This is a genomic window from Lachnospiraceae bacterium GAM79 (assembly GCA_020735665.1).
In the GTDB taxonomy this organism is placed as follows: Bacteria; Bacillota; Clostridia; order Lachnospirales; family Lachnospiraceae; genus Coprococcus.
Window position 1 is genome coordinate 1914729 of sequence record CP085928.1, and the last position, 21962, is coordinate 1936690.

Consider the following 21962-nt stretch of genomic DNA (forward strand, 5'->3'; position numbering starts at 1 on the left):
TATTTTTATTTATCCAGTGTATGTTCCTCCAGATATGTGAGCCATTTTTCACAATATTTCTTATTCAGATGAATTCCATCTGTGGCCGCATCATCCGGCAGAACTCCATCTGTTGATACCGCTTCCTGCACATTCACAAATGTAGCACCTTCATCCGCTGCAAGCTGCTCTAATCGTTTATTATATTCCGCGATCTTATCATTTCTGACATATCCGCCGGAATCCGATACCGCTTTACTTACCGGAAGTACCGACTGAATAAATATCTTTGCAGATGGATTTTGTGCCTTAATATCATCAATGATCTGCTTGTAATCTGAGATAAATATATCATTACTGATCCAGCCTGTCTCATTGATTCCAAACATTAAATATACACGATTATATCTTGTTCTGGCAAGTGCCTCCATCACTGACCGGTCTTCATCGTCCTGATGGATTACTTTTGCGGTATATGCGCTTGCAACAGTTAATCCCTTGTGTACATATGCGGTTGTCTGTATACCGGTTTGTAACACGAAGCCTTCCGTTCTGGAATCTCCGACAAATACCGCATCCGAAAATTCATTTGATTTGTCATTGCTCTTTAAATCCATGTTTTTTACTGATTCTGTTGTAGTATCATCGCCCCGGCCTGTCAGCAATGTCTCTTTCACATTACCGGATCCGGAACTCTCTGTCGTACTTGTCTCTGTCGTACTTACCTCTGTTGTCACAGGCTCCTGCGTTGATCCTTCTACAATCGGTCTGTCTTTCGCCATATGTATGAACCGAATACTGATGCAGAACGCAAACAGAAGCATTGCTGCTGCCGTTCCACGCATAAATATCTGCTGTCTTCTTCTCCTTCTCTTTCTCTTTTGCTGCATTAAGAACATCTTTCTTCTTTTTTGTAATCTGACTCTATTCCTATTCTGACGCATTATCCGTTCCTCCTTATCTATCTCAAAAGTATTTCTTACTTTGTTTTCTATTATTTAGATGTTTAAGGATGAGAAAAAGTTGACACAAATTTATATTTTTTGAAAAAATTTTGATTTGACGAAATTTTAATCTGAAGTTCCTTGCTTTATACAATAAGACTTTCCATAAAGCAAAAAAACATCCGATCGGTTAACGACATATTCATATCTGTTATCCGATTAGATGTTTTTTGTTTATCTATTATTTTTATTTATCTGTTATTTTTATTATGCTTCTTCCCTTGCTTCCGGATCAAAATGCTCCCTGACAAGCTTCACAACTACACCGGAAAGCAAGAATACTGCGATCAGGTTTGGTATCGCCATCAGACCATTGAAGGTCTCTGCAATACTCCAGAGCAATCCAAGATCTAAGGTTGCACCAACGATAGCAACCAGTGAATAAACAAACATAAACGGCTTATTTACCTTTGTTCCGAACAGGAACTCGATACACCTCGCACCATATAATCCCCAACCAATAATAGTTGAAAATGCGAAACAGCACATCGCCACAGCTGTAAAAAGTGATACCCAATTGCCATATGTAGCAGTAAACCCACTGATCGTAAGCTCAGCGCCCGCTGCCTGTCCATATGTGATCGGCACTTCGCTGCAAAGTATAACCAATGCAGTCAGGGTACAGATAACTATAGTATCTACGAATACTTCAAAGATTCCAAAGAATCCCTGTTTTACCGGCTTTCTTGTATCTGCACATGCATGTGCGATTGAACCTGTACCAAGCCCGGCCTCATTTGAAAAGATACCTCTTGATACACCCTTCTTCATGCTCATGAAAAAGCTTCCAACAACACCACCGGTTACTGACGCCGGTGAAAATGCGCCTTCCACAATCTCTTTAAATACTGCCGGCACATGATTGATATTTAAAATTACGACTCCAAGCGCAAGCACCACATAGAACAGCGCCATAAATGGTACCAGCTTCTCTGTTACCTGTCCGATTCTCTTAATCCCGCCAAGCAGGATCAATGCAAGCAGGACTGCGAGCACAATACCGATGACCAGATTTATGGTTGACGCGGAATTCTTTGAAATAATTCCATAATTAAATAATGCAGAATCGATCGCTGTCGTGATCGTGTTTACCTGTGTGGCATTTCCTGTACCGAATACTGTGATCACACCAAATGCTGCAAACAAATATGCAAGCCAGTGCCAGTGCTTCTTCAGACCATTCTTGATGTAATACATCGGTCCGCCGACAAATTCGCCCTTATCATTCTTCTCCCGGAAATGAACGGCGAGTGTTACTTCTGAAAACTTTGTACACATACCAAGAAGTGCGGATATCCACATCCAGAAGACGGCGCCCGGTCCACCGATAGCGATCGCTCCTGCAACACCTGCTATATTTCCTGTACCGACCGTAGCCGCAAGCGCGGTACACACCGCCTGAAACGGTGTCATGGCTCCATCGGCAGCCTGTTTCTTTCGAAACATTCGCCCGATCGTAACTTTCATCGCATATGGGAATTTCCTGATCTGCAGAAACCGGGTTCGGAAGCTTAACACCAGACCGACACCAATAATACAGATCATGGCAGGGACACCCCATATAAAGTTATTGACTACGTTGTTGATTGATTCAATTGTTTCTAACATATTTTACTACTAATTTCCTTTACTATAATCTGGCAAGTTTTTCGAATTCAGGTCGTACGCTCTTAAATATGTCCATACGTTTCGGTGAAAATATTCGAAACCTAAACCTCTTCACGTCCGGTTTTTGCACGAATAAGCATTAGAACTACAAATAACAGCACGATACAAACCGGAAGCGCAAGCCATGAAAGTGCGGCAAGCTTCGCAGCCTGAAGAATTCCGATCAGCAGATATCCAACCATACATACTGCAGCTACAACAATTGCATATGGAAGCTGTGTAGATACATGGTTTACATGCTCACAATGTCCTCCGGCAGATGCCATGATCGTTGTATCTGAGATTGGGGAGCAGTGGTCACCACATACCGCACCTGCAAGACAGGATGCGATAGAGATTACCATCATCTGTCCGGATGGGAATACGCCGATCACGATCGGGATCAGAATACTGAAGGTTCCCCATGACGTTCCGGTGGCAAATGCAAGTAAGGCTGCAACAATGAATATGATCATCGGCAGGAAGCCCTGCATGGAACCGGCAGAACTGGATACCAGATCAGCTACATATACCTTTGCGCCAAGGAGATTCGTCATACCGGAAAGTGTCCACGCCATTGTAAGGATCAGGATCGGTGCGATCATTGATTTGAAACCTTCCGGTATACATTCCGTAAATTCCCGGAAGGATAAGGTATCACGCAGCATGAAATAAATAAACGTAAATACCAGTGTAACAGCACCACCAAGCACCAGGCCAACCGATGCGGATGAATTTGCGAATGCATCTACAAATGATGTTCCGCTGAAGAAACCACCTGTATATACCATTGCAATGATACAGCTTATGATCAGCACAACAACCGGCAGAATCAGATCCAGCACATGTGCATTTTCTTTTAAAATTTCTTCTTCATTATCTTCATATGGTCTTCCCGGAGTTGTGAACAGATCCCCTGCGATCGCATTCATTTCATGTCTCTTCATCGGACCGAAATCAACACGAAGAATGGTTACTCCAAGTACCATGACTAACGTAAGAAGTGCATACAGATTATATGGAATTGTCTGGATAAATACTGCAAATCCGTTAATTCCCGCATCCTCCGGTACGGATGATGTAACAGCTGCAGCCCATGAACTGATCGGTGCTATGATACACACCGGTGCTGCTGTAGCATCAATAATATAAGATAATTTGGCTCTTGATACTTTATGACGATCTGTTACAGGACGAAGGACACTTCCTACAGTCAGACAATTAAAATAATCGTCTACAAAGATCAGTATTCCAAGAACCATAACGGATAATTGTGCACCAATCCTTGTCTTAATGTGTTTTGATGCCCATTTTCCAAATGCCGCAGAGCCTCCTGCTTTATTTAACAGGGATACCAGAATACCAAGCATAACAAGAAATACCAGAATACCCGCATTTCCTGAATCTGAAAGCTTCGCGATCATACCGCCATTTTCATTAAACAGCATGGTATTGATACCTAACTCCAGATTGAAATTCGAATATAATAATCCACCTGTAATAATTCCTGCAAGAAGCGAAGTATAAACCTCCTTTGTGATCAGTGCCAGACCGATCGCAATAACCGGTGGAAGCAGAGATAATATCGTTGCATAGGTCTTACATTGATAATTCTCCGGATCTGCGATCTCCCCCGGTGTTTTACCGGTTACCACCATGAGTACGATTATGATCGCAATGAATATAAGCATCGCAATCTGTTTTCTTTTGATCTTCAATTTCTCTCCTCCAAAATTTTCTTTTGTTTTTATGCCCTATGATAAGCATTCTGCTACATCCGTTTCCATAAAGGCACACTACTTTTCCAGTATAAAGTGCTATCCCTAAGAAATCAAGTTTTACCTGACATTTTAAAAGGGTATTTTCGGAATTTGTTCCAAAAATACCCTGGTTTCTTATTTTATATCAGTATTGTACCTCTTATAAATCAATAACTTTTAGAAATCAACTTCTGAGTCATAATAACAGCACTTTAAGAGTTTCTCCATCTCTTCCTGACTCGGCTGTCTAGGATTCGATCCTGTACATGCATCCAATATTGCATTTGCTGCGATCTCCGGCAACCGCTCTAAGAATACATTCTCAGGTACAAAGCCCTGCTCTACCGGATAACTGTCAGCACCATAATGTTTGATACAGTGTGGGATATTCAGATCATCGTTCATCTTACGCAGATAGTTGATCAGCAGTGTTACCTTCTCATCTAATGTATCACCGCCAAGTCCCATAAAGTCTGCAATCACTCCATATCTTTCTTTTGCAGTTTCATCCTTTGCATTAAATGCGATGACCTTCGGCAGATACATTGCATTTGCCGCACCATGAATGATGTGTGCACCATAATCCGCAAATGCTGCACCTGTTTTATGTGCCATAGAATGAACAATACCCAGAAGCGCATTTGAGAATGCCATACCTGCAAGGCACTGAGCATTGTGCATTGCGTCACGTTTTTCCATATCTCCGTTATAAGAACCAACCAGATCATTCTGGATCATCTTAATAGCATGTAATGCAAGCGGATCTGTGAAATCACAGTTTGCGGTTGATACATATGCCTCGATCGCATGTGTCATTGCATCCATACCGGTATGAGCAACTAACTTCTGCGGCATCGTCTCTGCCAGCTCAGGATCAACGATCGCTACATCCGGTGTGATCTCAAAATCAGCGATCGGATATTTGATGCCCTTCTGATAATCCGTGATAATTGAAAAGGCCGTTACTTCAGTTGCAGTTCCTGAAGTAGATGAAATTGCACAGAAATGAGCTTTTTTACGAAGGGAAGGAATACCAAATACCTTACACATATCTTCAAATGTAATGTCCGGATATTCATATTTGATCCACATTGCCTTTGCCGCATCGATCGGAGAACCTCCGCCGATTGCTACAATCCAGTCCGGTTCAAACTCCAGCATGGCAGCAGCACCCTTCATAACTGTTTCAACAGACGGATCCGGTTCAATGCCTTCAAATAACTGAACTTCCATTCCTGCCTCTTTCAGATTCTTTTCTACTTTATCCAGAAATCCAAAGCGTTTCATAGAGCCACCGCCAACACAGATCATCGCCCTTTTTCCTTTAAAAGTTTTTAATGCATCTAATGCATCCTTTCCATGATAAATATCTCTAGGTAACGTAAATCTTGCCATCTTTCCATCCTCCTATTACTCTATCTTATTGGTACGACTAAGGAGCCGCAAACGGCTCTTGCCTATAAAAAAACAAAAAGTAGTGTACTACTACACTACTTTCTGATTATATCACAATTCTTTTCATTTCTCATTATATATTTGTGAAATTTAAACAACTGTTTTTGTGAAAAATTAAATTTTCTAAACTTTTTATACAAAAAATGGCATTTTTCTAATGTTGAGCTACTTTCCTGCAAGAATCAGCTGAAGCAGGCTCTTATCCAACATTAATGCACGGTTCCAGGGATTCAGAATAATGCCCTCTATATCGTCCGTCATTAAAGCTGCTTCAAAGAGATGGCTGATATCTGCCATAAAGGTCGACATTACGGTTTCACCGCCCTTTATCTCCTCATCAAAGCTGGTAAATGCCATCCACCAGTACCGCTCATCCTCGGTCTGGATCGCCTGGATCTGCAAACTGCTCTCTGCACCCACCGGTGGTATAACAGCAACAATGAACTGTCCATTTGCTCTCGCACGCCGTCTTATCACTGTAAGCGTATGCGCAAGTATTTCTTCTGTCGGTTCCTGCTGTAAAGCAAGGATTGCTTCTTCGATTGTCTCATTTCCCTGTAGACCTTCATCTACAGGCATCTGATCTTCATATTTTTTTGTATCCATATACCGTCTTATCTCCCAAATATCTTCTCATATTTTATCTTGAAAATCTTCTTTATAACAGTCCCTGAATCAGAATGATCAGGATCAGAACAGGAAGTACAAACTGGAAATATGGTTTTAATTTTCTGGACATTTTCAGTCCGGAACCGGTATTTACTTCCTCGATATAATTATCAAAGCCCCAGCCCCATTTCGTAACACAGAACAACAGATAGATCAGCGAACCGAGTGGGAGCAAAAGATTACTTACCAGGAAGTCCTCACTGTCTAATACATCTCTGCCACCGATCAGGTGCAGATCACTCCACACGTTGTATCCCAGAACACAAGGAAGACTTGCGATCAGAATAATAATGCAATTGATGATGGCTGTTTTATTCCTGCTCCATCCGAACATATCCATTGCAAAAGACATAATATTTTCAAATACCGCAATTACAGTCGAAAAACTTGCAAATGTCATAAACAGAAAGAACAGAGAACCCCAGATCCTTCCGCCTGCCATATTTACAAATACATTCGGCAGCGTTACAAATATCAGCTTTGGTCCTGAAGTAACCTCTACGCCATAACTGAAACATGCCGGAAAAATGATCAGTCCTGACATAACAGCAACAAATGTGTCCAGGGCACAAATCCGCACGCCCTCGCCTGCCAGTGCATGATTCTTGCTCATATAACTTCCGAAGATCTCCATCGCAGCTACACCAAGACTCAGAGTGAAGAATGCCTGATTCATAGCCGCCGATATTACATTTCCTATCCCGACTTTCTCAACCGTTGACAGATTTGGGATCAGGTAGAACCGTAAACCTTCACCGGCTCCTGATAAAGTAATACTGTGAACTGCCAGTACCACGATCAGCACCAACAATGCTGTCATCATGATCTTACTGATTCTTTCCAGACCATTCTGAAGCCCACGGCTGCACACGATAAATCCGACAATAACCGTCAAGATCATCCAGAAGCCCATCTGCTTTGGATCAGCAAGCAGATCAGAGAATACAGATCCGGTCGCATCCACATCCATACCTGCCTTGAATTCGCCTGTTACGAATTTATAAAAATACGATACCATCCAGCCGGATACGGTTGTATAGTACATCATCAGCACATAACATCCAAGGATGGCAAACCAGCCATGGATATGCCATTTGCTCTTTGGTTTCTCAAGCTCCTTATATGCAAGAACTGCACTCTTCCTGCTTCCTCGTCCGACTGCAAGCTCCATGGTCAGAACCGGAAGTCCCATTGCCACAAGGAACAGCAGATAGAACAGTACAAAGATACCACCGCCATTTTCTCCTACTACATATGGGAATCTCCATACATTTCCAATTCCGATTGCACATCCCGCACTTACTAATAAAAAGCCTAAACGGGATTTAAATGATTCTCGTTTCATATTTTCTACTTTTTCTCCTGTATTTCTTGCTTCTCTATGCCGATGCCTTAAGCATCCGATCTCGCATAAGAATTCTTCATCTGATTACTCAGTTCATATAAGACTTTGGAAAGCGTATTACCGGTCTCTTTCCGGAGGATATCTGCCATTTCCTGATTGGCCTGCTCTCGAAGCGCACTTCGTTTACCGGCATCCGGTTCTTTTTCTATCTGCTCATCGTATCGGTTGATCACCTCATGCCCTTTCGCAAGCATGGTTTCCTGATACCGTTCGATATGAAACAACGACTTGCTGTAAGATGCATCTGCCATCGCTGCGATCATCCGGCTGCTCCAGTAGAAATTATCGGTAGATACATCAGCGGTCGTGTTCGCCAGATATTCCGGTGTTGTGTCCACATTTGCATAAAATGGCACCATGACATTAAATGCATTTGAGGCAAATGCCACCCACTCGATCACACGGTTGTCCTCTGCTCCATATGGTCGCATCTGGATCGCAGACATGAAATCAGTCCGGTTAACGCCGATGGAACGATATGCACCTGCCATCTTCTTATCTCCATATGGAAGATATGGGTCGTATGGTGTTCCCTGATAATGCGAGGACAACACATATTTGACATCCTCCATCGTCACCTTATGCTCCGGAATCAAACTCCACGGAATGTCGTCCGATACCGGTGTGTAATCTGCATTTTCACCATCCCAGCGGTAGGTCTTCGGATTCAGGTACCGCTCCATAAACCATGCTCTTGGCGTATTGTAGACATGATCCGAATCATCATGGCTGCCAAATATCTCTCTTGGATTAATGAATCTGCCAAACGGCAGATCCGCATCTTCGGCCTTACGTTCTGTGCTTCTTCTAATAGTCAGATCCAGATGATTCTTCTCGATAAATTCCGCCAGATCTTTTGAGCACATATGTGCGTTCTGATCCGTTAATGCATCCTTCATATCAAATACATCCGTGCCGAACTGATTCGGCATCACAACATAGACATCATCCGGCACTTTCTTCGCGATCCAGTGATGTCCTCCGATCGTCTCCATCCACCAGATCTCATCCTGATCCTGGAATGCGATTCCATTCATCTCGTAGGTTCCGTACGTTTCAAGCAGATTTCCAAGACGTTCTACACCTGCTCTCGCACTTCTTATATATGGGAGTACCAGACAGACAATATCTTCTTCTCCGATTCCGCCCGGTATTTCTTCGTTTCCGTTCTCTGCCGGCTGATACTCGACCAGAGGATCTGCACCGAGCACTCTCGGATTCGATGTAATGGTTTCGGTCGCTGTCATTGCAACATGGGCTGCATTTACACCGCTTGCCGCCCAGATGCCCTCACCATCGACTGCATTTGGCATCGAGGTATAGCGCATCGCTTCTTCCGGAAGCGGGATTTCCAGATGCGCCAGAACCGAACGGTAGGTTTTCGGCTGTTCTTCCGGTTCTACGACTACAAATTTCTTCGGCATATAATGACCGGATCCTGAATCATCGTTTCTGGCAATGATCGTTGATCCATCATAGGATGCCTTCTTTCCAACTAATATCGTTGTACATGCCATCAGGCTTCACTCCTTTTTCAATCACAACTACTGTCTGAGTTTATTTTAACAACTGCTCCTTTAACACCTTGATCACACCCTGATTGCGCATCGTATCTGCTACATGGGCTGCTGCCTGCTTTACCTCATCTCTGGCACTTCCGATCGCATAGCTTTCCTTTGCACAGGCAAGCATACCAAGGTCATTGATATTATCACCAAATACCATAACTTCATCCGGTTTGATCTCATATTTATCAAGCAGAAACTGTAATGCACTTCCCTTGTTGATCGATGGTTCCGAACAGTCTACCCAGTAAACTCCGGCAGGTGCCAGCAGAATGGTATCCTTCCATTTGTCATAAAACCAGTCTTTTACGATCCGCTCTGCATCCTCCGGGTGAAATATCGAGATCTTCACGATATCATCATCAATATCGGTAAGATCCGGCACTGCCTTGATCTCATAGCGGTATGCTTCCCGCATCCAGTTATACAGTCGTCCATCCTCGCTTCCAACATATGCATAATCCCTTCCACAGAGCATCAGCTCTACATCCGGTAGCTTCTCTGCATCCTCCACGACCGCACGGATCAGGTCTTTCTCCATCGGACGTTTGAGCCATGTTTCGCCCTTACCTCCTCTGACAAATCCGCCATTATCCGGGATATACAAGATCCGGTCTGCAACCGGCGCAAATAACTTCTTAAGGCTCGCATACTGTCTGCCGCTTGCTGCCACAAAGGTAATACCCTTTTCTTTCAGTTTCTTTATCACATCATAGATCTCAGGATTGATCTCAAATGTTCCGTCAGGAACAAGAGTTCCATCCACGTCACTTGCAACTAATTTTATCATTTCTACTTATGCTCCATTTTCATTTAACTAAAAACAGCCGTCCGGTAACATTCCTACAGGAATAAATGTCTTACGCCTTCCGCATCAAATGTCACCTGTGGTACATGATCTACCTCGATCCGGTAAAGTGCATTTGCTGCCAGATGCTCGGCTGCCTGCTCCAGATCACGGATACCGGAGGTATTCTTGAATTCTTCAATGACCGCATCCAGACCATCCTCTGTGATGATACATTCATTCTCTTTCAGACCGATCCGCTTCAATACCTTTGGCAATGCAAATTTACTGAAGATGATCTTCTTTTCTTCAAAGGTATAATCCGGTATGTCGATAACCGCAAAACGTGACATCAATGGCGCACTGATATCTTCTTTATTATTTGCCGTTGCGATCGGATATACGCCAACGGTCGGGATCATACACTCCATATAGTTATCTGTAAATCCAAGGTTATCAAGCAAAGTCAGAAGTACATCCGCAGGATTTCCATTTCCCTTTCCGGATGCAGCCTTATCAAGCTCATTGATAATAAATACCAGATTGGATTCTCCTGCGATCGAGAATGCTTCCATGATGATACCCGGCTTTGCATTTGCATAGATTCTGGAACTTCCTGTAAGCTGCTCCGGATCATTGATCGAACTCATATCAAGGGTTGTCCATGGCAGTTTCAGAATACGGGCAACCGCATACGCGATCTGTGATTTTCCGGTACCGGCAGGTCCGACCAACAGAAGTCCATAAGCAGGAAGGGTATGAGTTCGGTTGATCTGGATAACCGTCTCCATGATCCTCTGCTTTACACGTTCCATTCCATATAATTCTTCATCCAGGATCCGTCTTGCTTCAACCGGATCGATTGCTTCAAAATAATTGCTCTTCCACTGAATATTCATCATGATCGAGAGTGCTCTCTGTGCATGACGGCGCTCCTCCGGTGACACCTCGTTTGATCTGGCAACAGCAAGATTTCTTCTCGCCCAGAGACGGATATTATCCGGCATCGTTCTGCCCGCACATGTCATAAAATCAGAAATGCTCTGAAGACTGGTCAGCTTCATATCGTCGCCTTCCTCGTCTGCATCATCATCCTCCTCGACTTCCTCTGACGCTGTACTTGCAAGCAGTCGTTCGATCATAAACTGTAAAAATCCATCTGCCGCAGATAACTTGGTTCCGCCACCAAATGCTGTCTCTCGGATTCTGTATACTGCATATCCGTCTTCCAGATTTTTACCGGACAGACGTACACTGATATGATTTTCTCCCAGCCATTTGATCAGACTGACAAATCTGGAATCAATCTTTAAAATATCTGCTGAAAATGTCTCCCCATTTTCCTTGAATTCAAAAGCAGTACGCTTTGCCGGATTTGTAAAAACTCCCAGCGCATGATGGATCCACTGTCTCTCACTGTTATCTAACACCAGAATCGGTTCCTCCGGTGTCTTTTCCTTTGCATTTGACTGAAATGCCGTATAGGTACAAACCGTATCCTCATTCTTTACCGGTTTATCACTGAAATCAAAAACTGGCATATATAATTTCTCCTTTTATCATTTTTTCTATTCTTCTACACCCGCAAGTGCTGTAATCTTTGCTTTCGCCTGTTAGTATGCATTTATTCTTATAAATGGCACCATTACAGGTCAATATCAAGTTCTACCGGACAATGATCGGAACCCAACACCTCTGTATGGATCTTTGCATCCACAAGTCTGGATTCCAGAACCTTTGAGGTCAAAAAATAGTCGATCCGCCATCCGGCATTCTTCTCTCTTGCCTTAAAACGGTAAGACCACCAGGAATAAATGCCTTCTGCGTCCGGATTAAAAAAACGAAACGTATCAACAAATCCACTGTCAAGCAGGGTACTGAATTTTTCTCTTTCCTCATCTGTAAATCCGGCGTTCTTACGATTGGTCTTTGGATTTTTCAGATCGATCTCTGTATGTGCCACATTCATATCCCCACATACTACCACCGGCTTTGTCTGTTCCAACTGCTTCAGATACTCTCTGAAATCATCCTCCCATTTCATACGATAGTCCAGTCTGGCAAGCTCATTCTGTGAATTTGGCGTATATACAGTGACCATATAAAAATTATCATATTCGAGTGTGATGACTCGTCCCTCATGGTCGTGTTCTTCTATACCGATTCCATATGCCACTGACAACGGCTCTTTCTTTGCGAAAATAGCAGTTCCGGAATATCCCTTTTTCTCTGCATAATTCCAATATTGATAATAACCCGGAAGCTCCAGTTGAAGCTGTCCTTCCTGCATTTTTGATTCCTGAATACAAAAAATATCTGCATCTGCCTCTTTAAAGAAATCCATAAAATTCTTTCCAACACATGCGCGAATTCCGTTCACATTCCACGATATCATCTTCATTGTAGTGCTTCCTCCCGTCTGATCTATATACATAAAAAGACCATCCGCTACCTCCTGAAAGCTCCGCTCTGCCTACGCAATAGAAAAAAGAGTCATGGGTAATACGGCAAATGCCGCACTTATTTCTAAACGAATGGTCATGTTTATTATACTACATCTGGTTTATCCGTCAAATAAATTCATTGCATTGTCGGTATTTCAGATTACTATTTCTATAACCGGTATCAGAATTTATCTGTTCATCGGAATCTCAATATCGAACTTTTCTATATCGATTATCGCATTTCCATCACAGAAAAACGAAATGCCATCTGCTGTCTGCGGCGTATAAATTACTGTACTCATTGACAACTCTCCGTCATTCACAAACAGTTCTACCGAATTGCGGTCAAGAATAAACCGTAATGTTATCCGTTCTGCTTCCGATTCTACCTCTGCCCGCCTGATGCAGGCTACATCCCGGTTCATTCCGGAAAATGTCCGGTCAACTTCGATCTCCCGTTTTCTTCTGTTATATGTAATTCTGGTATAATGCTCTGCATCTTTTGCTACATCAATGTAAAACTCCTGAAATTTACCGGATTTTATTATTACTGTCATATCCAGCGTTCTTCCCTCTATCCCATCAAAGTTCTGCCCGCCTTCTACCTTTTCATTCGAATATGAAACCGGCCGAACCCGATATTGCTCCAGTTCTTTCACAGGCTTCTGGATGATCCTGCCATCTGACAGATATAATTCTCTTGGAATTGTCATCATGCCCTGCCACTCCTGTCCATCCGGGATAAATGAATTATGCCATGACTGCATCCATGCGATCAGGATTCTCCTTCCATCCGGAAGTTCTGTCGTCTGTGATGCATAAAAATCCAGACCTTTATCAAGTGTATGTGGCTGCTCCATTTGAAACTGCTTTTTTGCATGATCATATGTTCCAACAACATAGATCGCATTATTACCATTATGCAGTTCATTTCCCTGCGCCTGTACATCAGGTGGTGAAAACAACAGCACATCTTTTCCGTCCAACCTGAAATAATCCGGACATTCCCATACGCTTCCTAACCGTTCCATGTGCTCTGCAAATACACCTTCATATTTCCAACAACCTGCTGCTTTCTCAAAGGCTCCTGTCTCCTGTTCGGTAAGCTCTGTTTTTTCCAGATATTGATGTATTTCAGAATTTGAAAATAACGCGATCATTCCTTTATTCTGAGCATCCCGGCTACAGGTCAGCATATAGTAAATACCATCTTCTTCCCATACCTTCGGATCTCTGAAATCAATATGGCTGAATCCCTCCGGCATCACCGCTCCTGTGAGAACAGGATTGTTCTTCAGCTTCTTATAACCTACACCATCTCCAACTGCCATACACTGATTCTGAAGATTACAGCCACCATTCTTATCTTTACTGACTCCTGTATAAAACAACACATGTCCAAGATTTGTCATAACTGCCGAACCGGAAAAGCATCCTTCCTCATCATATTCCATATCCGGTGCGAGTACAGTCTGATACTGCTTCCAACTTATCATATCTTCACTTACCTGATGTCCCCAATGCATCGGTCCCCATACATTGCTATATGGATGATATTGATAAAACAAATGGATTTGTCCCTTATATACTGAAAATCCATTGGGATCATTCATCCAGCCGATCGGTGGTGTCACATGAAATAACGGTCTTTTATCAGCATCAACTTCATATTCTTTTTCATATTTTCTGGCTGCTTCTAATGTATGCATATTCTTTCTCCTTATCCAAGCTCCAAGGCTGTCTTTGCAATTGCCTCCGGGATACCCTTTTCCAGTTCACACGTCATCTCATGCCACTGTTCGCCGCCCCACGAAGAAACCGACATGCCGTTATCCTCATATCCCATCTTCCGGTACATGGCAACCTTGGATTCCAGACAGGTAAGGATCAGTCGCTTTCGTCCATTCTGTCTTTCCCTGTTCTTATAACATTCCATCATCTCGGAAGCCAGCCCAATCCTGCGATATTCCGGCAAAACATCAACACCAAGGATCATTACATTTTCTCCGGCAGGATCATACAGATCTGCATTCTGAAAAAATTCATCACGCAAAACCGTTTCATTTGTAGACAGACCATTAATAAATCCGGCAATCTTACCTGTTGCTTTATCTACCGCAACCAGAAACATTTCCGGCACTTTCTCCACACGCAAATGCATCATTTCCGGAGTACAGGCCTCATTCGGAGGAAAACAGATCCGTTCGATCTCTGCTGTTTGCTCTGCTTCATTCTTTTTAATATTTCGGAACTCAAATCTTGCTAAATTTTCCTGTGTCACTGTTAAACTCCTTCTTGCTATTTGTTATGAACTCTGTATTATAGATAATATAGGAACTATTTTTTCAGGAGGAACTATTATGGGTATTAAAGACATCGATATAAACAAAGACGGGGTTACACTCGGCGATCATATTGAAAATATGAAAGAAAATCAATATATCTTTGGAATCTCCGTATCCTGCGGGATTCCATATTTTTCCCGGAAAGCCTTCATATCTTCTTTTCCACGGATCAACATGACATCTTCAAATGTCCCATTATGAATATCCTGAAAGCCTGCGACCTGTTCACCGGTGCAAATGCTGCATTTGATGACCGGTCGTTTTTTCTGACTGTCATACGCTATCTGATCTTTCTTTTTTCGAAATAATCCCATATTAAACTTCCTTTACATTTCAGGCTTTAATTCGCCAGTTGATATTCTTTTAACTGCTTCCGTCTCACTCTATAGTCCGGACAATACCGCTCCACCTCTGACCAGAATTCTTTGGAATGATTCATATGCCGTCTGTGTGCCAGCTCATGCACTACTACATAGTCAAGTAATTCATCCGGCAGATAATATAATTGATAATTAAAATTCACATTCCCGGCACTGCTGCAGCTTCCCCATCTGGTCTTCTGGTTGCGGATCGTGATGCGCCCAACTGTCACCTGCATAACCGCACAATAGTACTTTACCCGGTCTGCAATCTTGTCTTTGATCTTCTGAATCTCTGCATCTGATAACGCATCCACAGATGGAACCTGAATTTTCGTGCGTGCATCCGCACGCTTTTTTACCTGATTCACTTTCTTTAAGATCCATTCCTGCTGCTTCTCTATAAATGCTTTTAATTCCCGGTCAGATAATCTCGCCGGAATCCTTGCAAGTACCGTTCCATCCGGTCGCACCTCCAGGCCGAGACTTTTTCTCCCGGACCTTATAACCTGTACCCGGATGTTTTCATTTGTCCCTTTGTCATTCAGTATTATCTCTGTCAGCATATTCATAGCCGTCTATATTCCCATCCGATTATAGACAGTCTTCACCTCATATTTATAACTTCATTTCTCATACTAAACTATATGTGCTATCAATTACAGACAGCCTTATATTTTCTACATAAAAACTGCCTGCAATACTTTTCTTTATTACAGTGTCAGCACACTGTACTCTTCCAGATTCCACACCTTTGTCACAATATCCGAATAGAACTCCGGCTCATGGCAGACTAACAGAACCGAACCATGATAGTCTTTCAGTGCCCGCTTCAATTCGTCCTTTGCATCCACATCCAGATGGTTTGTCGGCTCATCGAGGATCAACAGATTCGTTTCCTGATTGATCAGCTTACACAGGCGTACCTTTGCCTGCTCGCCACCGCTTAATACCTTAACCTTGCTCTCGATGTGCTTGGTTGTCAATCCGCATTTGGCAAGTGCCGACCGCACCTCATACTGTGAAAATCCCGGAAATTCCTGCCAGATTTCTTCCAGACAGGTATTCTCTGTTCCGGCCATTTCCTGTTCAAAATAGCCTTTATACAGATAATCACCCAGATGCACCGTACCGGATATCGGCTTGATGATTCCAAGCAGACTCTTAAGCAGCGTACTCTTTCCTATACCATTTGTACCAACGATCGCGATCTTTTCTCCACGCTCCATCCGAAGGTTGATTGGTTTGGAAAGCGGCGCCTGTTTATCATATCCGATCACCAGATCCTCAGTCTCAAATAACATCTTACCCGGTGTTCTCGCTTCCTTGAAGTAAAATTCCGGCTTTGGACGTTCTCTCGCAAGTTCTATCACATCCATCTTGTCCAGCTTCTTCTGTCTGGACATCGCCATATTTCTTGTGGCAACACGCGCTTTATTTCTGGCAACGAAATCCTTCAGCTCGCTGATCTCCTGCTGTTGTTTCCGGTAAGCAGCCTCCTGCTGTGCCTTTCTCGCCTCGTATACTTCTAAGAATTTGTCATAGTTGCCGACATAGCGGTTCAATTCCTGGTTCTCCATATGATAGATGATATTTACGACATCATTTAAAAATGGAATATCATGGCTGATCAGGATAAATGCGTTCTCATACTCCTGCAAATACCGCTTCAGCCATTCGATATGTTCTGCATCCAGATAGTTTGTCGGCTCATCAAGCAACAGAATCTCCGGCTTCTCAAGTAACAGCTTTGCAAGCAAAACCTTGGTACGCTGACCACCGCTCAGATCTGTTACGTCATGATCCAGTCCAAGTTCCAGAAGTCCCAGTGCTCTCGCTACCTGTTCCGTCTTGGCATCGATCATATAGAAATCATGATTTGTCAGAAGGTCCTGCAATGTGCCGACCTCCTCCATCATTTCCATGATCTCATCATCCGTTGCATCCGCCATACTGTCATAGATTTGGTTGATTTTCTCCTCCATCTCAAACAGATAGGAAAATGCCGACTTCAGCACAGATTCGATCGTCATTCCCTTTTCCAGCACCGCATGCTGATCCAGATAGCCAACACGCACATGCTTGTTCCATTCCACCTTGCCCTCATCCGGTGCAAGTGTGCCTGTTACAATATTCATAAAGGTACTTTTACCTTCACCATTTGCTCCAACCAGTCCGATATGTTCACCGGCAAGCAACCGGAAAGATACATTATTGAAAATGGCTCTGTCTCCAAAACCATGTGTCAAATTTTCTACATTTAAAATCATTCGTCTTACCCTTTTCCGTTTATTTCGTGATAAGGTTACTATACCTTATGGATAGGATTCAGACAAGATAACTTTTTCCCATTCCTTCGATTTTCTTTTTCCCCCGCCTATGCTAGAATGTGATTGCAGATGGTATTCGTGTGCGCACTTATCTACTTCTATATTTGTGTATCCTTAACATTCCCAATCAGGGGACGCTTCCGCTCGTTTCGGTCTGCAGCGGTACTAAGATGCCACTTATGTGCCATCAAGTACCGGCGACCTCAAATGCCCCTGTATTGGCAAGTTAAGATACACAAATAACATATAGGTTACGAATGCACACACGAATATCATCTGCAAATACAGCAAGAGGTGATTTTTATGATTCAGATAGATTTGATCACCGGATTCTTAGGTTCCGGTAAAACTACTTTTATAAGGAAATATGCTAAATACCTGATCGATCAGGGCTTAAACATCGGTATTCTTGAAAACGATTTTGGTGCAGTCAATGTCGATGCCATGCTGTTACAGGATATCCTTGGTGATAACTGTACACTAGAAATGGTTGCCGGCGGTTGTGATGCCGACTGTCACCGCAGACGATTCAAAACCAAGCTGATCGCAATGGGAATGTGTGGTTATGACCGCGTTCTGGTAGAGCCATCCGGCATCTTCGATATGGATGAATTCTTCGATGTCCTGCACGAAGATCCGCTTGACCGCTGGTACACGATTGGAAATGTTATTACGATCATTGATGCCACACTGGAGCAAAATCTCTCCGAGGCTTCCCGTTATCTTCTGTCTTCTCAGGTGGCACAGGCCGGCACTGTCTTATACAGTCATTCACAGGAAGCCACACCGAAACAGTTAGCCTCTACCAAAGATTATGTAAAACAGTCATTTGACATTTTACACTCTAAGTCCACACCAAAGCAGGTCGTTCTGGAAAAAGACTGGAAAGATCTGACCGATGAGGACTATAAAGCAATCCTCTCATCCGGCTATCAAGATGCCAATTATACGAAACTCTGGTTTGACGACAAACAGACCTACGACAGTCTGTACTTCATGAATATGGATTTTACAGAGGATTTCTTAAAAGAAAGTTGCCAGAAAATCCTGCACGATCCAGCCTGTGGTAAGGTCTTCCGGATTAAAGGGTTCCAGAAGCTCGCTGATGGAAGCTGGATATCCATCAACGTCACCCACCAGAAGACCGAGATCAAACCGATCCCAAATGGACAAGCCATCCTGATCGTCATCGGCGAAGGATTAAATCAGGAAGCTATAGAAGGATATTGGGGAAAATCGAAACCTTGAGTAAATTTTCTCTATATTTTCTCCCCTCTCTGTGGTATTCTCTTATAGGGCACTTCATTTTCTTAAGTGTCCACCGTATATTGATTAATTTACGAAGGAGAATTTCAAAAAATGAAACGCATTGGCTTCGACAATGACAAGTACCTGTCCATGCAGTCTGCGCATATCAGGGAACGTATCGAACAATTTGGAGATAAACTGTATCTGGAATTTGGCGGCAAATTATTTGACGACTATCATGCCTCCCGCGTACTTCCGGGATTTGCACCGGACAGCAAATTACAGATGCTCTTACAGCTTGCAGATCAGGCAGAAATGATCATCTCGATCAACGCCGCTGATATCGAGCGCAATAAGATCCGTCACGATCTGGGAATCACATACGATCAGGATGTTATCCGTCTGATCGATGTATATAAAAAGAAAGGGCTATATGTCAGCAGCGTGGTCATCACACGATATGCCGGACAACCATCTGCCGATATTTTCCAGAAGAAACTGGAAGCGATCGGCATCAAGGTCTACCATCACTATTCCATCGAGGGTTATCCGAATAACATTGACTATATCGTAAGTGATGAGGGCTATGGAAAAAATGAGTATGTAGAGACAACCCGTCCGCTTGTCATTGTTACCGCACCGGGTCCGGGAAGCGGCAAGATGGCGACCTGTCTGTCACAGCTCTACCATGAGAACAAGCGTGGCATCAAGGCCGGCTATGCCAAATTTGAGACTTTCCCGATTTGGAATATCCCACTTAAGCATCCGGTCAATCTGGCTTATGAAGCTGCTACCGCAGACTTAAACGATGTCAATATGATCGATCCATTCCACCTGGAAGCTTATGGGGAAACAACCGTCAACTACAATCGTGATATCGAGATCTATCCGGTTCTGGCTTCCATGTTCGAAGGGATCTATGGTTACTGTCCATACAAATCCCCGACCGATATGGGGGTAAATATGGCGGGAAACTGCATCATTGACGATGAAGCCTGCAGAGAAGCGTCCAAGCAGGAAATTATCAGACGATATTATCAGTCTCTGAACCGTTTCGTTAAAGACGAAGCGACCAAAGACGAAGTATACAAACAGGAACTTATCATGAAGCAGGCGAAGATCACAGTCAATGATCGTGCTGTTGTTCCGGTTGCAAATAACCTTGCACAGGAAAATGGTTCCGCCGCCGCAGCCTTAGAACTGCCGGACGGAACGATCGTTACCGGTTCCACTTCCGATCTGCTCGGTCCTGCATCTGCTGTATTGTTAAATGCAATTAAGGTACTTGGAAACATTGATAAGAACACGCATCTGATCTCACGTACCTTTATTGAACCAATCCAGCACTTAAAGACCGGATACCTCGGCAGCAAGAATCCTCGTCTTCATACCGACGAAGTTCTGATCGCATTATCCATGTGCGCTGTCTCCGATCCAAATGCAAAGCATGCATTAGAACAGCTTCCAAAGCTGTCCGGCTGTCAGCTCCATGTATCATCGATCCTGTCCGCAGTCGACATGACAACCTTTAAGAAGCTCGGCATCGAACTTACAAATGAAGCCGTATACGAAGGTGCTGCTACGCAGGAGAATGCATAAAGGATCATAAAAAGCCAGATAAACACAATAACTAATGTTTATCTGGCTTTTTTATCTTATAACGCTCTTTTTATAACCGCATATTTAACAATATCGTTTTCGCATCTACCAACATATGTAACACACGCAAAACATAAACCGTTTCTCGCTTCAGATCTATAAAAAAGAAAATCTTATAATTTTTATAGTAACACTTTCGAATTCCTTTTTCTGCCAACTCTTCGTCTTCATCCACCTCATGCTGCATTGGCATAAATTCAAGATCTTCAATTGCTTTTCTCAATCCCTGTGCTAATTTGACTGCTGTCTATGGTGCTTTCTTCTCATACGCTATATAATCTGTATTTTGAATAATATCCTGCTCCGCCAATGGCAAAATCATTACCTTATACATCCGAAATGTGATACCTGCTTTCTAATTCTGAAAAAAATTCTTTGTAATCTCGTCCTTTTCCATCCTGCATGTCCTGATAACTATCCAACACCATATCACGGACATCCTCCTGATTTTTTTTCATATTCCTTATATATTCCGACTGATTTACTGTTGCATAAGCTCCCATAATAATCACTCCTTCAAAATATTCCGTACTATATTTACAAATCAATTTTGTATCTAATATAAACATATTCTTATAAATCATGCACGAAAAAGAAATACTTTATTCTGATAAATTAATGCTCATCTTTTTCCTAAATTGAGCATACCGCAAAAAACTTGTTTGTTCAAGCTAAACAAACAAGTTTTTATAATGCAGCAAACTATTCTTCACCCCTACTTCTTCAGAAAATGCTCCCGGTTCGGGAATTCCTGTCGAAAGGCTTCCAGTGCTGCCTGTTGGAATACCGCAAACTCCTTATCCATATGAAGCATGTGCGGTGTGGCAAATGCGATCGTGCTGATCTGGTCTGCGATCTTCTTCGCTACACTTTCATCGGATAACTGTCCCATACCAAATACAACAGAAGTAAATCCACGACCGTTCTTGCTGACCCCGATCAGCTTCAGGAAAGCATTTTTTATCTCATAGAATACCATCTCCTGCTTCTCGATATCCAGATTGTCATAGCTTCCGAGGAATAAACCGGTCAGAACTTCCGCAGCCTGCTTTCTTTTCTGTGCACCAAGGCTCATGCCACCACCTTCTGCGATATATTTCATCTGCATCAGATAGCCCACAAATGCATCATTCTTTGGTTTTCGTTTACCATACCGGGCAATCCAGAGTTTCTCTCGGAATTCATCCAATTCGTCCTTCGGATCTCCTGTATGTTCCTTTAGAAATGCCTGTCGTTTCTCAGCATCAATTTCATTATAAAAAGATTCAATCCATATATCCTGCATTTGTGCTAACCTCCTGCTACA

General features: G+C 43.0%; 20 protein-coding genes. 2 read left to right on the forward strand and 18 right to left on the reverse strand.

Annotated features, from left to right (window positions below; genetic code table 11):
• Nucleotides 1-5: 5 nt before the first annotated feature.
• The 15 genes from LK416_08500 to LK416_08570 all read right to left on the reverse strand — a co-directional run bounded on the left by LK416_08500 (nucleotide 6) and on the right by LK416_08570 (nucleotide 17689).
• A complete protein-coding gene (locus tag LK416_08500; GenBank protein ID UEA73727.1) occupies nucleotides 6-923 on the reverse strand; it encodes a GDSL-type esterase/lipase family protein in 918 nt (305 codons plus the stop codon).
• 267 nt (nucleotides 924-1190) lie between these two features.
• Nucleotides 1191-2591, reverse strand: coding sequence for a sodium:alanine symporter family protein (locus LK416_08505; protein UEA73728.1), 1401 nt, complete (start codon nucleotides 2589-2591; stop codon nucleotides 1191-1193).
• Nucleotides 2592-2692: 101 nt separating this feature from the next.
• Nucleotides 2693-4342: a Na+/H+ antiporter NhaC family protein gene (locus LK416_08510; protein UEA75894.1), complete on the reverse strand. Its 1650-nt coding sequence runs from the start codon at nucleotides 4340-4342 to the stop codon at nucleotides 2693-2695.
• Between the two features lie 225 nt (nucleotides 4343-4567).
• The gene (locus tag LK416_08515; protein ID UEA73729.1) at nucleotides 4568-5785 is read right to left on the reverse strand and encodes an iron-containing alcohol dehydrogenase; all 1218 of its coding nucleotides are present in this window, start codon (nucleotides 5783-5785) and stop codon (nucleotides 4568-4570) included.
• A gap of 225 nt (nucleotides 5786-6010) precedes the next feature.
• Entirely contained in the window at nucleotides 6011-6451 is a 441-nt protein-coding gene (locus LK416_08520; protein ID UEA73730.1) for an SseB family protein, read from the reverse strand.
• A 52-nt stretch (nucleotides 6452-6503) separates the two neighbouring features.
• Entirely contained in the window at nucleotides 6504-7859 is a 1356-nt protein-coding gene (locus LK416_08525; protein ID UEA73731.1) for a sodium-dependent transporter, read from the reverse strand.
• A gap of 47 nt (nucleotides 7860-7906) precedes the next feature.
• Entirely contained in the window at nucleotides 7907-9436 is a 1530-nt protein-coding gene (locus LK416_08530; GenBank protein UEA73732.1) for a C69 family dipeptidase, read from the reverse strand.
• Nucleotides 9437-9476: 40 nt separating this feature from the next.
• On the reverse strand, nucleotides 9477-10274 hold the full coding sequence (locus LK416_08535; GenBank protein UEA73733.1) for a Cof-type HAD-IIB family hydrolase: 798 nt from the start codon (nucleotides 10272-10274) through the stop codon (nucleotides 9477-9479).
• A gap of 53 nt (nucleotides 10275-10327) precedes the next feature.
• Entirely contained in the window at nucleotides 10328-11812 is a 1485-nt protein-coding gene (locus LK416_08540; GenBank protein ID UEA73734.1) for an AAA family ATPase, read from the reverse strand.
• A 104-nt stretch (nucleotides 11813-11916) separates the two neighbouring features.
• The gene (xth, locus tag LK416_08545) at nucleotides 11917-12672 is read right to left on the reverse strand and encodes an exodeoxyribonuclease III (protein UEA73735.1); all 756 of its coding nucleotides are present in this window, start codon (nucleotides 12670-12672) and stop codon (nucleotides 11917-11919) included.
• 231 nt (nucleotides 12673-12903) lie between these two features.
• Nucleotides 12904-14424 (reverse strand): glycoside hydrolase family 32 protein, encoded by a 1521-nt coding sequence (locus LK416_08550; GenBank protein UEA73736.1) that lies wholly within the window; start codon nucleotides 14422-14424, stop codon nucleotides 12904-12906.
• 11 nt (nucleotides 14425-14435) lie between these two features.
• Nucleotides 14436-14996, reverse strand: coding sequence for a GNAT family N-acetyltransferase (locus LK416_08555; protein ID UEA73737.1), 561 nt, complete (start codon nucleotides 14994-14996; stop codon nucleotides 14436-14438).
• 153 nt (nucleotides 14997-15149) lie between these two features.
• A complete protein-coding gene (locus LK416_08560) occupies nucleotides 15150-15374 on the reverse strand; it encodes an aspartate dehydrogenase (GenBank protein UEA73738.1) in 225 nt (74 codons plus the stop codon).
• Between the two features lie 26 nt (nucleotides 15375-15400).
• Nucleotides 15401-15991, reverse strand: coding sequence for a M48 family metallopeptidase (locus LK416_08565; GenBank protein UEA73739.1), 591 nt, complete (start codon nucleotides 15989-15991; stop codon nucleotides 15401-15403).
• A 141-nt stretch (nucleotides 15992-16132) separates the two neighbouring features.
• Entirely contained in the window at nucleotides 16133-17689 is a 1557-nt protein-coding gene (locus LK416_08570) for an ATP-binding cassette domain-containing protein (protein ID UEA73740.1), read from the reverse strand.
• Between the two features lie 363 nt (nucleotides 17690-18052).
• On the opposite strand from LK416_08570, the gene LK416_08575 reads away from it, so the two are divergent.
• A complete protein-coding gene (locus tag LK416_08575) occupies nucleotides 18053-18997 on the forward strand; it encodes a GTPase (G3E family) (protein ID UEA73741.1) in 945 nt (314 codons plus the stop codon).
• A 111-nt stretch (nucleotides 18998-19108) separates the two neighbouring features.
• Entirely contained in the window at nucleotides 19109-20596 is a 1488-nt protein-coding gene (locus LK416_08580) for a DUF1846 domain-containing protein (protein UEA73742.1), read from the forward strand.
• Nucleotides 20597-20666: 70 nt separating this feature from the next.
• On the opposite strand, the gene LK416_08585 is transcribed toward LK416_08580, so the two are convergent.
• The 3 genes from LK416_08585 to LK416_08595 all read right to left on the reverse strand — a co-directional run bounded on the left by LK416_08585 (nucleotide 20667) and on the right by LK416_08595 (nucleotide 21941).
• Nucleotides 20667-20879: a type II toxin-antitoxin system RelE/ParE family toxin gene (locus tag LK416_08585; protein ID UEA73743.1), complete on the reverse strand. Its 213-nt coding sequence runs from the start codon at nucleotides 20877-20879 to the stop codon at nucleotides 20667-20669.
• Between the two features lie 103 nt (nucleotides 20880-20982).
• Nucleotides 20983-21159: a hypothetical protein gene (locus LK416_08590; GenBank protein UEA73744.1), complete on the reverse strand. Its 177-nt coding sequence runs from the start codon at nucleotides 21157-21159 to the stop codon at nucleotides 20983-20985.
• 212 nt (nucleotides 21160-21371) lie between these two features.
• Complete coding sequence (locus LK416_08595; GenBank protein ID UEA73745.1) at nucleotides 21372-21941, reverse strand: hypothetical protein; 570 nt, start codon at nucleotides 21939-21941, stop codon at nucleotides 21372-21374.
• Nucleotides 21942-21962: the final 21 nt, after the last annotated feature.